7 protein-coding genes and 1 tRNA gene are annotated in these 14,165 nt (G+C 54.9%); 3 read left to right on the forward strand and 5 right to left on the reverse strand.

Annotation, left to right across the window (positions count from 1 at the left end):
- Positions 1-13: 13 nt before the first annotated feature.
- Positions 14-1,666: an alginate export family protein gene (locus GOB82_RS08775; RefSeq protein WP_166122263.1), complete on the reverse strand. Its 1,653-nt coding sequence runs from the start codon at positions 1,664-1,666 to the stop codon at positions 14-16.
- Positions 1,667-1,713: 47 nt separating this feature from the next.
- On the reverse strand, positions 1,714-2,898 hold the full coding sequence (locus GOB82_RS08780; RefSeq protein ID WP_166122199.1) for an MFS transporter: 1,185 nt from the start codon (positions 2,896-2,898) through the stop codon (positions 1,714-1,716).
- A gap of 234 nt (positions 2,899-3,132) precedes the next feature.
- Here GOB82_RS08780 and GOB82_RS08785 point away from each other — a divergent pair, with 234 nt between their 5' ends.
- Positions 3,133-5,778 carry a M1 family metallopeptidase gene (locus GOB82_RS08785; RefSeq protein ID WP_166122201.1) on the forward strand — a complete coding sequence of 882 codons (2,646 nt, stop codon included), beginning with the start codon at positions 3,133-3,135 and terminating at the stop codon, positions 5,776-5,778.
- A gap of 197 nt (positions 5,779-5,975) precedes the next feature.
- Here GOB82_RS08785 and GOB82_RS08790 read toward each other — a convergent pair.
- Both GOB82_RS08790 and GOB82_RS08795 read right to left on the reverse strand, forming a co-directional pair.
- Positions 5,976-6,051 (reverse strand) — tRNA-Glu (locus GOB82_RS08790).
- Between the two features lie 169 nt (positions 6,052-6,220).
- Entirely contained in the window at positions 6,221-7,408 is a 1,188-nt protein-coding gene (locus GOB82_RS08795) for a lipase (protein WP_166122203.1), read from the reverse strand.
- Between the two features lie 319 nt (positions 7,409-7,727).
- On the opposite strand from GOB82_RS08795, the gene GOB82_RS08800 reads away from it, so the two are divergent.
- Positions 7,728-8,084: a hypothetical protein gene (locus tag GOB82_RS08800; RefSeq protein WP_242007298.1), complete on the forward strand. Its 357-nt coding sequence runs from the start codon at positions 7,728-7,730 to the stop codon at positions 8,082-8,084.
- A gap of 50 nt (positions 8,085-8,134) precedes the next feature.
- Here the strand turns inward: GOB82_RS08800 and GOB82_RS08805 are convergent, their stop codons facing one another.
- Positions 8,135-10,270 carry a M3 family metallopeptidase gene (locus tag GOB82_RS08805; protein ID WP_166122204.1) on the reverse strand — a complete coding sequence of 712 codons (2,136 nt, stop codon included), beginning with the start codon at positions 10,268-10,270 and terminating at the stop codon, positions 8,135-8,137.
- Positions 10,271-10,639: 369 nt separating this feature from the next.
- Here GOB82_RS08805 and GOB82_RS08810 point away from each other — a divergent pair, with 369 nt between their 5' ends.
- Positions 10,640-13,750, forward strand: coding sequence for a TonB-dependent receptor plug domain-containing protein (locus tag GOB82_RS08810; RefSeq protein WP_166122206.1), 3,111 nt, complete (start codon positions 10,640-10,642; stop codon positions 13,748-13,750).
- The last annotated feature ends 415 nt before the right edge of the window (positions 13,751-14,165 follow it).

The following is a 14,165-nucleotide window of genomic DNA, read 5'->3' on the forward strand; positions in this document are numbered from 1 at the left end:
TTGCCCTTATGCCTTAAAATTTGAATTCGAGGGTTTGCATGTAAAGAGCCCCCTCTCTTGCGCCGACATCCCTCATCCCGCGTGAGAGGAGAATACCTTCAATATCATGGGTCCAGGCCCAGTGCGGGGCAAAGTTCCATGACAGTTGGGTGTAGGGCATGGCCCCCGTAAACCCGCCATGCAGGCTGTTCCGCCATGTGTAGATCTTGCCATTGCCGCCATAGAGGGCGTCCTGCGTGCTGGCCCGCCAGAAGAAGGGGGCGTGCAGCTTTAAGTGCAGGGTGGGGCGCAGGGTGAAGCTGGCAACAGGCCCAATGCCAATCAGGTTTTGTGAGGTGAGGGAAAGAGAGAGGTCATTATAATATGGCAGCGGGACAAACGGTGTTGCAAATGTCCCTACAGCCCCGTCCTGACTGCGGGCAGACCCGCCGGAGAACAGGTCCGCCTGCACACCAAACCCCGGTTTGCCCGCCCAGTCCGCCCGCGTGTAGGTAATGGTGCCGTTAAGCGCATAGGCGCGCACGGCGCGGGTGTTCTGGTCTGGTTTGGCGGGGCGGAATTCACCGCCCTGAAAAATGCCGGTCAGATTGGTGCTGAAGGGGCCGATATTGCCCCACAGCCGCAGGCCGATATTATCCCTGCGGGAAGAGCCTTTCTGCACAGCGCCGGGTGCGGCTGCCGGGATGGAGGCCGCCGCACCGCCGTACAGGTAGCCGAGAAAAAAAACATCCGCGAACATCTGGCTTTTCTGGCCCATGAACCGGAAGGAGGGCAGGGCGGTGGAGGTATAGGCGCCATACAGGCGGGTGTTGTAGCTTGTGCCGTCTGCAAAAACCTTTTGTGGCAGCTTGTTGGTTTGCATGAAATCAAACAGGTCGATGCGGAACCGGTTCCACACGGCATAACCACGGAAGCCATCCCATGTCTGCTGGACGTTTGTCAGATCACGCGGGGACTGCATGGAGCCGGGTGCATCCAGAAACACTTGCCGCCCGCCGATAACGCCCATTTGTGCGCCCAGAGCATGCCCTTTGAATTCCAGAATTCCCTGCTGGAGGTCCAGACTTTCGCGTTGCGCACCGGTCTGGTAGCCATATGTGTTGGCGCCACCCGCCACGCCATACAGGAATTCCGCATAGGCGCGGACATGCTCGCCCAGATGCAGGTCCGCCCCATACTGGTTGCGCAGCAGTACACGGCTGGCATTGGTTTTACCAGCCTGCCCCAGCAGGGGTTGGTTTTCAAAAATGTAGCGCAGCCGTTCCTCACCGCTGAAGCTCATCCAGATGCTGCCGCTGTCATTCAGTCGCACATATTTCAGGCGGTTGAACCAGTCATTCTTCCGGGTGGTTTGCGAGGCGCGGGCCAGAGCGCTCCAGTCTTCCGCCCAGCGGGCCTGACCATAGCCATTCACCACGCCAAAGCCGGAAGCGGCAGCGTTCCCGGCGTTGAACATTTTCCAGTCCGGGTGATACAGGGCACCTTTGACAAGAGCCGCGCTGTTCGGCAGCGGCAGGACAGGAGCGGGGGCCGCCGGAGCAAGCGGCGTTGCGGCTGCGGGTACTGGCCGGGGCGAGGCAGAGGGTTTCTGCGCATCGGCCCGGGCTGTGCCGCCCAGGGCTATTCCCGAAAGCAGGGCAGCCCCGGGAAACAGCACAAAACCCATGGCAAGGCTGCCGCTTTTCCAGTGGCGGATGGGGCGGGCTATCTGCGTCATCGGGAGCCCCCCGTCCATTTGCGGTGGCAGAGCGTGACACACCCGCATGCGAGAAGGCAGACAAGGGCAAACACAAGAAAGCCGGGGCCGTAGGAGCCTGTTGTCTGGCGTGCCGCGCCAAGGGAGGAGGCAAGATAGAACCCGCCCACTCCCCCCGCCATGCCGACAAGGCCGGTGAGAATACCCACCTGCTGCGGAAAGCGGATAGGCACGAGCTGGAACACGGCCCCGTTGCCAAGCCCAAGGGCCAGCATGCCCAGAAAAAACGCCCCGAACGCCAGATAGACAGAGGGCAGACCTGTGGCGATCAGCAGAAAAATGGCCCCTGCCGCACCATAAAGCAGGATCAGTGCTTTCGTGCCGCCCACACGGTCCGCCAGTGCCCCGCCAACAGGGCGGATAAAGGAGCCTGCAAACACCACAAATGCCGTGCATGCCCCGGCAACGGCGGGGGGCAGGTGGTACTGGTCATTAAAATAGATGGTCAGGAACGAGGCCAGCCCGACAAATCCGCCAAAGGTCACGCTGTAGAAAAACATCAGTGCCCAGCAGCCGCCGGATTTCAGGATCGGCCCCCAGGAGGAGAGCGTGGGGGCCGCAGGCCGCGTTTCAGGTTCACGCGCCAGATACAGGAAGGCCCCCAGAACGGCCATCAGCGGCAGCGTGACAAGACCGAGAACATTCAGCCAGCCCACCATGGCGGCCAGACCGGGTGCGAAGAGAGAGGCCAGCGCGGTGCCGGAATTGCCCGCTCCGGCAATGCCCAGCGCTGTGCCCTGATAGCGCGGCGGGTACCATACGGAAGCCAGCGGCAGTGCTACGGCGAAGGAAGCCCCGGCAACCCCCAGCACCAGCGCAACCCAGAATAGGCTGGCATAGCTGTGGGGGGCGAGAAACCATGTCAGCCACAGGCCGAGAATAACGGTAATCTGCGCGGCAATGGCCACGCGGCGGGGGCCGAACAGATCAACCAACGCTCCAGCCAGCACACGCAGGCCCGCGCCCGCCAGCACAGGTGTCGCAACAAGCAGGCCTTTCTGGCCAGCGTTCAGGTGCAGGTCATGCGCAATGGCAATCCCCAGCGGGCCGAGCAGCACCCAGACCATGAAGGAGACATCAAAATACAGAAAAGCGGCGACAAGTGTCGGTGTATGACCGGCTTTCAGAAATCCTTTGTCCACAGAACGTCTTCCGGATGGTTTGCGCATTCTGCGCGGAAAACCATCGCTCCTCTGAGCCAGCGAACCATCGTTGATCCGCTCTGTGTGCCTTTTCTGCCCCGAAGGGCGGCTTGTCCGTTCCGCCACCGTTGACGGAAGGGCTGATGTGATAAAAATAGTATGATCGGAATAATCCGAAGTCAAAATGATTTTTCGGGTTTCGGAAAGTTAAATTGGTTTTTAGAGGAAAGTTGTATGCGTCGTCTTCTGGTTTTGAGCACCCTGCTTGCCGGGTTGCTTGTGGTGGTTCCGGCGCAGGCGGAACAGGTTTTTTCATTTCAGTCCGCTGCCGGGCAGCTCCCGAAAACGGTGGTGCCCGCATCCTATGCAATCAATATTGTAACTGATATCGACCATCTGAAGCTTACGGGGCAGGAAACCATCCGGGTGGATGTGCGCACATCTGTGGCGGACATCACACTCAATCAGGCCGGCCTGCATCTGGCCAAGGCCGTGCTGGATAACGGCGTGGCGGCTGAGATCCGTCAGGATGATGCGGCGGAAACCGCCACGCTGCATTTTCCGGCAAAAGTCGGCAAGGGTGCGCATACGCTTGTTATCACTTGGTCCGGCCCGATCCTGAAGACGCCGAACGGCATTTATGTGGATGATTACACAGCACCCACAGGCGAGACAAAGCGGATGCTGGTCACGCAGTTTGAAGTGGCGGACGCCCGCCGCATGTTCCCCGGCTGGGATGAACCCGCGTTCAAGGCGACTTTCCAGCTTGATGTCACGCTTCCGAAAGAGGTTGTGGCTGTCAGCAACATGCCGGTGACGCAGACCCAACCTGACGCAGGTGAGCCGGGGCACGAGATGAAGCGCGTGTCCTTTGGCACAACGCCGCGGATGTCCACCTATCTTCTGGCGCTGGTTGCGGGGGATATGAAATCCGTGCAGGGGCAGGCGGATGGCACGCCTCTGGCTGTATATGCTCCCTCCGGCCTCGAAAATCAGGGTGACTTTGCCCTGCATGCCGCAGAGCAGATCCTTCCTTATTACAACAGCTATTTTGGTGTGAAATACCCATTGCCCAAAATGGATATGGTCGCAATTCCCGGAAACTATCAGGCCGGGGCCATGGAAAACTGGGGGCTGCTGACCTATATTGATAACGTCCTGCTGTTTGACCCCAAAAACAGCACCCCCCGCACGCGTGAACTGATTTATGAAGTTGTTGCGCATGAAATGGCACATCAGTGGTCGGGTGATCTGGTGACCATGGGCTGGTGGGACAATATCTGGCTGAATGAAGGCTTTGCCTCATGGATGGAAATCAAGGCAACCGACAAAATGAATCCGGAATGGGACATCTGGCCACGCCAGCATGAAACCCGTGAGGAAACCATGGCGACGGATGCGTTGCCCTCCACACACCCCATCCAGCAGACCATTCACAATGTCAGTGAGGCAAACTCGGCTTTTGACAATATCAGTTATGGCAAGGGAGAGCTGGTAATCCGGATGCTGGAAGGTTGGCTGGGTGAGGATCATTTCCGTGATGGCATGCGCGCCTACATGAAAGCCCATGCCTACAGCAGCGCAACCAGTCAGGATCTGTGGCAGGCGCTGTCTCAGGCGTCAAATCTGGATGTTGGTTCTGTTGCACGCAGCTTTACTGAACAGCCCGGCATCCCGCTGGTGCATGTGGCGGCTGCCTGTGCATCTGGCAAGACCGTTTATACGCTGACTCAAAGCCGCTTTACCATTCATGACGCTCATCCTGCGCCGCAGGTCTGGCGTATTCCTGTTGTGGCGGGTGGACCGGGGATTGTCCCGCAAAAGCTTGTTCTGGGTAAGGCCCCGCAGAAACTCAGCGTGGCGGGGTGTGAGGCTCCTCTCAAGCTGAATCTGGGGGAAAGCGGATATTACCGCGTGCAGTATGATGCGCCGGCTTTTGCATCCCTGCTGAAAAACAGTGCCCGTTTTGCCCCTGTGGACAGAGCAAACCTGCTGGGGGACCAGTTTGCACTGTTCCGTTCCGGTCAGGCCCCGCTTTCTGCTTATATGGATCTGGCGGATGGCCTTCTGGCGGGTCAGGAGCGCGACATTGCTGTTCTTCAGGAAATTATCGGCAAGTTTGAAACGCTCGATGCGTATCTGAAGGGCAGCGCGGACCGGGAGGTGTTCCGGGCTTATGCGCGCAGGCAGCTTGCACCTGTTCTGGCGCGTCTGGGCTGGGACCAGAAGGCGGATGAAGCCGTGCTGGACACCATGCTGCGTCCGATCGTTCTTTCTGCGCTGGGGATGTTTGAAGACCCGACCGTGGTAGCGGAAGCAAAAGTGCGTTTTGCGCGCTGGCAGGCTGACCCGGCTTCTCTGAAGCCTGATCTGGTCGGGGTGGTGGCTCGTATTGCCATGACGCACGCGGACCAGAAAACCTATGAACTCATGGCGGAAAAAGTGCGCACCACGCAGGCGACTGAAGTTAAACTCAGACTGTTCAATGCGCTTGCTGCGGCAAGAGATCCGGCTCTGATTGAGAAAAACGTCCTGCTGGCTGCCAGCGGTGCTATTCCGAACGGGCGTATTGCCATGGCGCTGGGCCGCGTGGCGGATGAGAGTGAGAATGCTGATCTGGTCTGGAAGCTGGTTAAACAGCATGAGGCGGAAATCAGGACTCATCTGGCTCCGTGGTCTCAGGATGGGTTCCTGGCCGGAATCGCCGCGTATTCGGATACGCCGGAGGTTGCAAAGGCTCTGGAGGCAGACCCTTCTTCCTCCAAAACAACCGGTGCCAGAATTGCAACGGCAAAAGCCCTGAGTGAAATCGGTGCCCGGAAAGACGCTATGCAGGCAACTCGCTCACAACTGCATACATGGCTGGGTGCGCATCACTGATGCATGCGGAACGGGGCTGGCTGGAGTGTCAGCCCCATACCTGCTTCTTATGCCAATCGTTGCATAAGGCAGCTGTGCAAAAAATGCCTGATCAGAGATGATTTTTTGAGATGTGGAAAAACACAATTTTCCCCTTAAAGTTTGTTCTGGAAAGAAGCAAATTTTAGGGGAAAAATTGTTTTAACGCATTAAAGCTATGGTATCCCGTACGGGATTCGAACCCGTGTTGCCGCCGTGAAAGGGCAGTGTCCTAGGCCTCTAGACGAACGGGACAGAGGCAGCGTTGGGCCTTGATTTAGAGGGGTTTCCGGGAAGCGTCAAGGACGAATTTCACATTTTTTGATTTTTTTTGCGGGGCCTGAAACGTGCCGCAAAAAGGCCGGGGAAAGGTAAGGCTTCCCCCGGCCCGGGTCTTGATATGTGGTGTCTTCAGATGGCCTGATCAGGCGGGAAAGAGGGCGCCGGACTGATGCTCCGGCCGGAGTGTGTCTGCTGTAATGAACTGGGCGATGGTATCATCCGCCGCATTGAAGACCGGACCATGAGAGGCGCCGCCAAGATCCTGAGTGATGGAAATGGGAGAAAATTCCACGCCCAGATCTCCTGCTACAGCGCCGGGCAGATGAAAATGCGCGAAGTCTGAGGCAATTTCTGCAAGCTGAATGGCATTGCCAAGCAGAGTGTGGTCCCACAATCCGGCGATATGGCTGGCCAGAGTATTCTGGTCCGCTTCCGCCCCGACAGTCACCACATGCCCGTAATGGGGCATGTCACCACCGTTGGTCGGGTTATAATCCGGCGCAAAAGGCTGGAACCCCTGAATGTCGGAGGCAAAGCTGGCTACCGGGTCTCCATAGGTCACAACGTTGGCAAAATTGGTGCCGGTGCCTGCTGTGGTGGATGTCAGGGGCAGGCCGGTCGATTCAAAGGCGATTCCACCAAGGCCCGTCTGCTGCGCGACATAAGAGGCCTCCATCCCGCCAAGGGAATGGCCGGTCACGAAGATATTGTTGGTATCAATACCCCGTTCACCGGCTTCGTGTACAACAAAGCGAGTAAAGGCCAGAGCATCTTTCTGGGCCTGGGATATGGTGCCCGAGGCTGACTGGATATCGGCCCCAATCTGCCCGATATTGGCGGTGGGGTTAAGGAAGATATTATCGCCCCCTGAAGTGCCCTGAAACGCGATCACAACCTGCTGGTCCGCTGTCTGCCAGACCTTGGCAGCCATACCGCTGAACTGATCACTGATCGCAAGCTGACGTCCGTCATGCAGGAACGGCGTCAGTCCCTCGGGATTGCCCGCAAGAGTATAGGTGCTGTTGCTGGCGTTCAGAAACTGCGAGACGGTCGGGCTGTGCGCGCCGCTCTGGTCCGTGGGAACGGGAATGGCGTAGTCGTGGGACAGAAAAGACAGGTCCGTTACAGTCTGGTGGCCTACTATGGCTTCCGGAATGCTCAGAATGGGGCTGATAATATGGTTGATACCACTGCCAATATCATTGATGACCTGAATGGTATCAGATGCGGCATCCAGAACGCCCCGCCAGAAATCTTCTTTGAGGTTACGGGAAAGCTTTGTGAGCCCCTGCGTGGGCTGCTGGGAAGAAAGAAAATCAGATGCAGACATGGCGATTGTCCTCATTTGTTGTTTTTGTTTTGTGATTGAATGCGCCGTGGACGGTTTGACCTTCCGGCCATTGCATGAATAAATGTTAATTTCCGTTTCCGAAAAAGTGCAAGCGCTTTGCAAGCTTTCCTGAAAAATAGTCATTTTTTAATTGCTTTTAATGATATTATAATGATCAAGGCGAGTCGTTTTGATCTGGCTCATGATGAAAGCTGTGCGGAAACACATGCGGCGGGCCTGAAACGCTATGAGAAAAGGCCGAACCGTGCCGCGAAAACGAAAACAACGAAAAACCCTGTTCGATAGAGTTCTGCTCGGCATGGCGTTGGGTAGTGCTGTGCTGCATGCCGGCGCAGGGCATGCGGAGGATGCTGTGATGAGCCCCCGACACACTCCGCTTCCGGGGACTGTCGCGCGGTGTGTTCTCACAGCGGGGCATCCGGCTTTCTGTGGGGCGCCCTATACCGGACGTGCCGTGCTCTTGCAGCAGGGAGTCTACAACATGTGTGATGTCACACTGGGTGCGGCCCGGTTCTGTTACGGGCCGTATACCGGGCAGGCCGTGATCTGGCAGGGGCGCAGCGGGTATGCGCGGTGTGACCTGACAACAGGCCGTGTGACCTTCTGCTATCAGCCGTATACAGGAAAGGCGGTTATTCCGCAGAATGCAGAGTAACCGCCCTTGGCTGAATGCGAGAAAAAGTTCTGGAAAACCCTTGGAAAGACTTAGTTTTTGGAGCCGCCCAGGCCACGGAATGTCAGCATCGGGCCGATATCCGGGTCTTTGCCGTAGAACGCGCGGAACATCGAGCCGTAATCTTCTGTATGACCGCGGGAGAGGATCATGTCACGGAAGCGCTGGCCATTCTTGCGTGTCAGGCCACCGTTTTTCTCGAACCATGCAAACGTGTCATCATCCAGCATTTCAGTCCACAGATAGGCGTAATATCCGGCTGAATAGCCGTTCGACCAGATATGCAGGAAGTAGCTTGAGCGGTAGCGCGGCGGAACCAGATCCGTCTCCAGTCCCATTTTACCCAGAGCGGATTTTTCAAAAACATCCACATCCTGCTTCGGTGCATCGGCACCAAGGCTGTGCCAGTCCATATCAAGTTCCGCAGCGGTCACCACTTCACCCAGACGATATCCTTGATTGAAGGTTGCTGCTTTTTTCAGCAGAGCCACCAGTTTTTCAGGCATGGGCGCGCCGGTTTTGTAATGGTGGGCATAGTGTGCCAGCACCGTGGCATCCAGCGCCCAATGTTCGTTGAACTGTGAGGGGAATTCCACAAAGTCCCGCGCCACGGAGGTGCCGGAAATAATAGGGTAGGTCTGCTTTGCAAACAGGCCGTGCAGTGCATGCCCGAATTCATGGAACATGGTGGTGACATCATCAAAGCTGATCAGTGCAGGTTCGCCCTGAGCGGGTTTGGTGAAATTGCCAACGTTATACACAACCGGTTTGGTGCCCAGCAGGGTGGACTGCCCCACAAAGTTGGACATCCATGCACCACCGTTCTTGTTGTCGCGCTGGAAGTAATCGAAATAGATCAGGCCGAGTTCAGACCCGTCCTTGTCGAACACTTCAAACACCATGACATCCGGGTTGTAGGTCGGGATATCGGTGCGGCGTTTGAACGTGATTCCGTACAAGCGGTTGGCGGCAAAAAAGACGCCATTCTGCAGAACATTATTCAGCTCAAAATAAGGTTTGACCTGATCCTCATCAAAATTGAGGCGCGCTTTGCGGACTTGAGCGGCGTAGTGTGACCAATCCCACGGTTTGAGCTGGAAGGAGGCCCCGCTTTTTGTGATGGTGTCCTGAATGTCTGCGGCTTCACGCTTCTGTTCTGCCGCAAGGGCGGGGACCAGTTGCGCAATAAAGCCGTGTACGGCTTCCGGCGTCTTGGCCATCTGGTCCGAGAGCACATAGCCCGCATAGTTTTTGTAACCGAACAGGGCCGCTTTCTGTGCGCGGAGCTGGGCGAGCGTGGCAATCGTGTCGCGCGTGTCAGAGGCGCCGCCTTTTTCCACGCGGGTCCAGGACTGTTCGAACAGGGCCTGACGGGTTTCGCGGTCTGTCAGGCTTTCCAGCGCAGGCTGCTGAGTGGTGTTCTGCAGGGGCAGAAGCCATTTGTCCGTCAGCTTCCGCTCTTTGGCGGCGGTCTGCGCGGCGGTGAGGGCGGCGGCATCAAGCCCAGCCAGCGTTTCCTTCGCAGACACAATCAGGGCCGAAGCCTTGGTGCCTGCCAGAAGCTTCTGCTGGAACACGGTTTCCAGTTTGGCAAGGCGGGTGTTCAGATCGCGCAGCTTGGCCTTGTCAGCATCGGAAAGCTCCGCGCCGGCATGCACGAAGTTCTGATAGTAAACGTCCAGAACCTGCTTCTGCTCGGCATTTAGCCCCAACGTGGCCTGCCGGGCATGCAGGGACTGTACGCGTGCGAACAGTTTGGGGTTGAGGTAAATGCTATCTTGATGCGCGGAGAGCTTCGGGCCGACGGCTTCCTGCACCTTATCCAGCATCGGGTTGGTATTGGCGGAATAAACACCGCTGAAGGTTTCCAGCGTGCGGTCCAGCAGACGGCCTGAGCGCTCCATGGCGGCAATGGTGTTCTCAAACGTTGCCGGTTCGGCATTGTTGGCGATTCGGTCCATTTCGGCGGCCTGTTCGGCCATGCCCTGCTCCAGCGCGGGCTGGTAATCCGTGTCTTTGATCAGATCAAAGCGCGGAGCGTGGTAGGGCAGGGGGCTTTCTGCGGCAAATGGATTGGATGCAGGCAGGGGGGCTGCGGTGGCGACCGCACTCCAGCCAGCCAGGCAGGTGGCGGCTGTTGCGGCGTAAAGCCAGGGACGACGGGTCATACAGTATTCTCCTCAAAATCCCCTGCGCGCGCCAGATTCCGGCTGCGCCAGACGGGTCGTGCTTTCACGGTTAGGGGGCGTGAGATGGACGAGTCAAGAAAGCTCTGTGGCTGTTAGGCTACAGAAAGAATGGTTTCAAAACGATCCTAATATCTAGAATAATAATTTTTATTGGAACGTAATTTTCATAAAAATTTTCCGATTTTCTAGAAACAAAATGCATTTTCTGCATAACTGGTGTGTTTAAAATGTCGCACATTTTTGAGAAAATGTTTCTGTATCGGAATTTATGGGTGACACGTGGGGGCGCATTTTTTAATCCGGAAAGACTAACAATACAAAAGCGCAACATCTTGCCGGGAAGCATCCATGTCTCATATTGATCGCGGAAAGAAGCGCCTGCCGCTCTCTTTCTCCCTGCTTTATGCTCTACCTGTTTTTGCAGCGGCTTTTCCGGTTTATTCACAGGCAGCAGCACCTTCCGGTGTGTCTGGTGCCGGGCAGGTAACATCTGCTAAAGTTACAAAAAAGCATGCGGCCCGCACTGTAGTGAAAAAAGCAACGCCCGCTGCACGATCAACATCTGCCGTGCCGGCTCCTAACTCAAACATCGGTAATGCACGCAGCACGATAACCAAGGCCCGTACCGAGGAGGCACGCTCGACCAGTCCCGAGAGTGTCACTGTCGTTGGCTCGCTTTTTCACGATCCCAATCTGACAAGCATGTCTCCTATTACGCACATTTCACGTCAGGATATGCAGCGGCGTGGTTTTGCTAATGTGACCGATGCTTTGCAGTCCCTGTCATCAAATGGTGCGGGTACTCTTACCAACGCATTTTCGGCAAACGGCGCATTTGCGGGTGGTGCATCAGCTCCCTCCTTGCGCGGCCTGTCAACGGATTCAACGTTGGTGCTGATGGATGGCATGCGGTTGTCGTACTATCCATTGTCGGATGACGGTGAGCGTAACTTTGTTGATACCAACTGGATGCCTTCTTCCATTATGGAATCAGTAGATACCATGGAAGACGCAGGCTCGTCCTTGTATGGCGCAGATGCTGTCGCGGGTGTCATAAACTATACAACGCGCAAAGAAATAAAAGGTTTTGAAGGGAACGCGGAAGGCGGCCTGGCGCAGGGCGGTTTTGGCGGACACCAGAAATTATATGCCACGTATGGTCACGGTGACCTGAAGCGTGATGGCTATAACTTCTATGTTAACTCTGAATACCAACAGGATGATGCAATTTATAACCGCCAGTTGGGGTACCCGTTCAATACGTCTAATCTGACCGGGGTAGGCGGTATTGATGGCACAACAAACGTGTCTGATGGTGCTGGCGGCATCAACAATTTCGGTGCGACGCCTGTTGCTCTTGTTCGACCGAGTGATGGTGGGAAAAGCGGTGTAGGACCATGGCAACTTCTTAATCCGTCTGCTGGCTGTGGTGGTTATGGTTCTGTTGTGACAGGTGCTATCGCAGGCGCCGCAGGAACAAGTCAGGCTTGTTCTCAAAACTCAGTGCATGATTATTCCCAAATATCCCCATCTTTGCGTCGTGTAAGTGCAACAGCACATTTGACTGTTGATGTTACTCCGCGCTCTCAGCTTACGGGTATGTTTACTTATTCACAGGCGTTGTCTCAGTATTCCAGCTCACCTTATGGTGCGCGTGCGCGGTCTCAATCTCGCAATGCAGATACTTATAGCACGCCTTTGCCAGCTTACCTGCCAGATGGCTCGCTTAATCCGAATGATCCGTTTGCCGCTCAGGGTAAAGCGGCAGAAGTTATGTATGCCTTTGGCGACGTGATTCCCACAACTGAGCAGTTAAGTCAAAACTTCCGAGGCGCACTTCGTTACGCTGGGACAGCGGCATCTCACTGGGGTTCTGACTGGAATTACGACGTTAATTTTACTGGCATGAATACCATGCTCCAGCAAACTATTACGGGTGCCCCTACTATTGCCGGCATAAAAAATGCCATTATCAATGGGACTTATAATTTTGTTGATCCATCGCAGAATAGTCAGGCGGTACTGAATTCTATCGCGCCCAAAAACGTGATGAATGCGCGTTCGCAAGAATATTCTGGCGATATGCATGTCTCCAAGGGGTTGTTCCGCTTGCCCGGTGGGATGGCGAATCTCGCAATTGGCGGAAATATTCGTTATGAAGCTCTCAATGACCCCAGCGCTAACCCTTATGACCGCAATAACCCTGATGCACAGTACGTTGGGTATGTGAACCCGTTTAACGCGCAGGGAAGCCGCTGGGTAGAAGCGGGATACTGGGAGATGGCCTTGCCGTTCCATAAAATGGTACAGGCGGACATCAGCGGACGGTATGATCATTATGCGCAGGGAAGTGGTTTTGGGCGTTATTCCCCTAAAGCAGGCCTGTCCTTCACACCGGTAAAACAGTTTACTCTACGGGGTACTTTTACGCGTGGTTTCCGTGTGCCAAGTTTTGCTGAAACAAACGGCATGAACGTGGCGTACACGACTTATAACGTGACAAATCAGAATTTCATTAACCAGCATCTTAATGCGAACGGTACGCCGAACAGCTATGCTCAGGCGTACAGCTTGGGGCAAAATACGGCCGGCAACCCAAATCTCAAACCTGAAATTTCTACTAACTTCACAGGTTCTGCGATTATTCGCCCAACAGACTGGCTAAACTTCACGTTTGGTTACTACTATATCAAAAAGAGCAACTACATTGCTCCTAACCCTCTTGGTGCAACGGCTATTGCTAACGCCTGGCTTTCCGGTGGGAATGCCGCAGTGCCTGCGGGCACAAGCGTTGTGCCGGATCAGGTTGATACACAGAATCCGAATGGTCAGGTTCGGCCTTACATGGTCAATCTTGCCTATCTGAATACCCGCAGTCTGGTAACAGACGGTGTGGATATGAAGGTAAACGCCAACGTGCGTCTGCCGGGTTTCTTACGCGATGTTCGTCTTGTGAGTGTAGGTCAGGCCACATATGTGCGCTCGTTTAACCTGACCATGCCTGATGGTCAGGTGCAGCATTGGGCTGGTACGTTAGCCCCTTACAATGCAGTGTCTGCATCTGGCACGCCGCGTTGGCGCGCTAACTGGTCCAATACCTTTATTTGGAAAAATCTTTCTGTTACACCTACCGTTTACTATACGAGCGGTTATAAAAATGTTGCGGAAGATACGAACGGTGCGGGCGCAGGGAGTTGCGCTAACAGCAGTAACCTTCTTGCTGGTTTCAGTAATTCCCCAACAAATCAATGCCACATTCATAATTGGTGGGATGTCGATTTGAACCTGACGTACCGTATCAACAACCGTTGGCGCATCTATACGACGGTGTATAACCTGCTTGGGTTCCGTGCTCCGTACGATTTTGGTACATATGGTTCTTATAACTATAACTCAGCATGGGCCGAAAAGGGAGCTATTATGCGCTCCTTCCAGTTTGGTGTGAATGTCACTTTGTGAAGTTTCATATCAGTAACGAAGTTGTAGAAAAGTATGAAGGAAGCCTTTAAGGCTTCCTTCTTTTTTATATATAATATATAGACTTATTTTATAGAGATATTTCCTTTATTTGTTTGTATAAAATACGATAAATAATCTTGTAATTTTATATTGAAGATATTTTACTTTTGCTGTGTCCGATATAGGCAACAGGTGTGGATGAATGGGGCAGGCTACGAGGGAGTGGTATTGAGGCGAAATCAGATCATTGGTTGGTCTTGAAGTAATTCGCCGCGCACTGCTTCTTCTGGGCGACTGGAGGCATGGCATCGATCTTTTTGAAAGACGCCAGTCCAACACCTTTGCCGGGTAAACTGGAAGTGAGACACTTCATGTCAAAGTTGCCCAACGTTTAGTTAAGCAAGATTTTTTCGGG

The sequence above is a fragment of the Acetobacter farinalis genome (assembly GCF_011516935.1).
GTDB lineage: Bacteria > Pseudomonadota > Alphaproteobacteria > Acetobacterales > Acetobacteraceae > Acetobacter > Acetobacter farinalis.

Coding starts and splice junctions, on each gene's coding strand:
- GOB82_RS08800 (WP_242007298.1), top strand. CDS start 7,728: ATGGCGTTGGGTAGTGCTGTGCTGCATGCCGGCGCAGGGCATGCGGAG.
- GOB82_RS08795 (WP_166122203.1), bottom strand. CDS start 7,408: ATGTCTGCATCTGATTTTCTTTCTTCCCAGCAGCCCACGCAGGGGCTC.
- GOB82_RS08785 (WP_166122201.1), top strand. CDS start 3,133: ATGCGTCGTCTTCTGGTTTTGAGCACCCTGCTTGCCGGGTTGCTTGTG.
- GOB82_RS08805 (WP_166122204.1), bottom strand. CDS start 10,270: ATGACCCGTCGTCCCTGGCTTTACGCCGCAACAGCCGCCACCTGCCTG.
- GOB82_RS08810 (WP_166122206.1), top strand. CDS start 10,640: ATGTCTCATATTGATCGCGGAAAGAAGCGCCTGCCGCTCTCTTTCTCC.
- GOB82_RS08775 (WP_166122263.1), bottom strand. CDS start 1,666: ATGGGTTTTGTGCTGTTTCCCGGGGCTGCCCTGCTTTCGGGAATAGCC.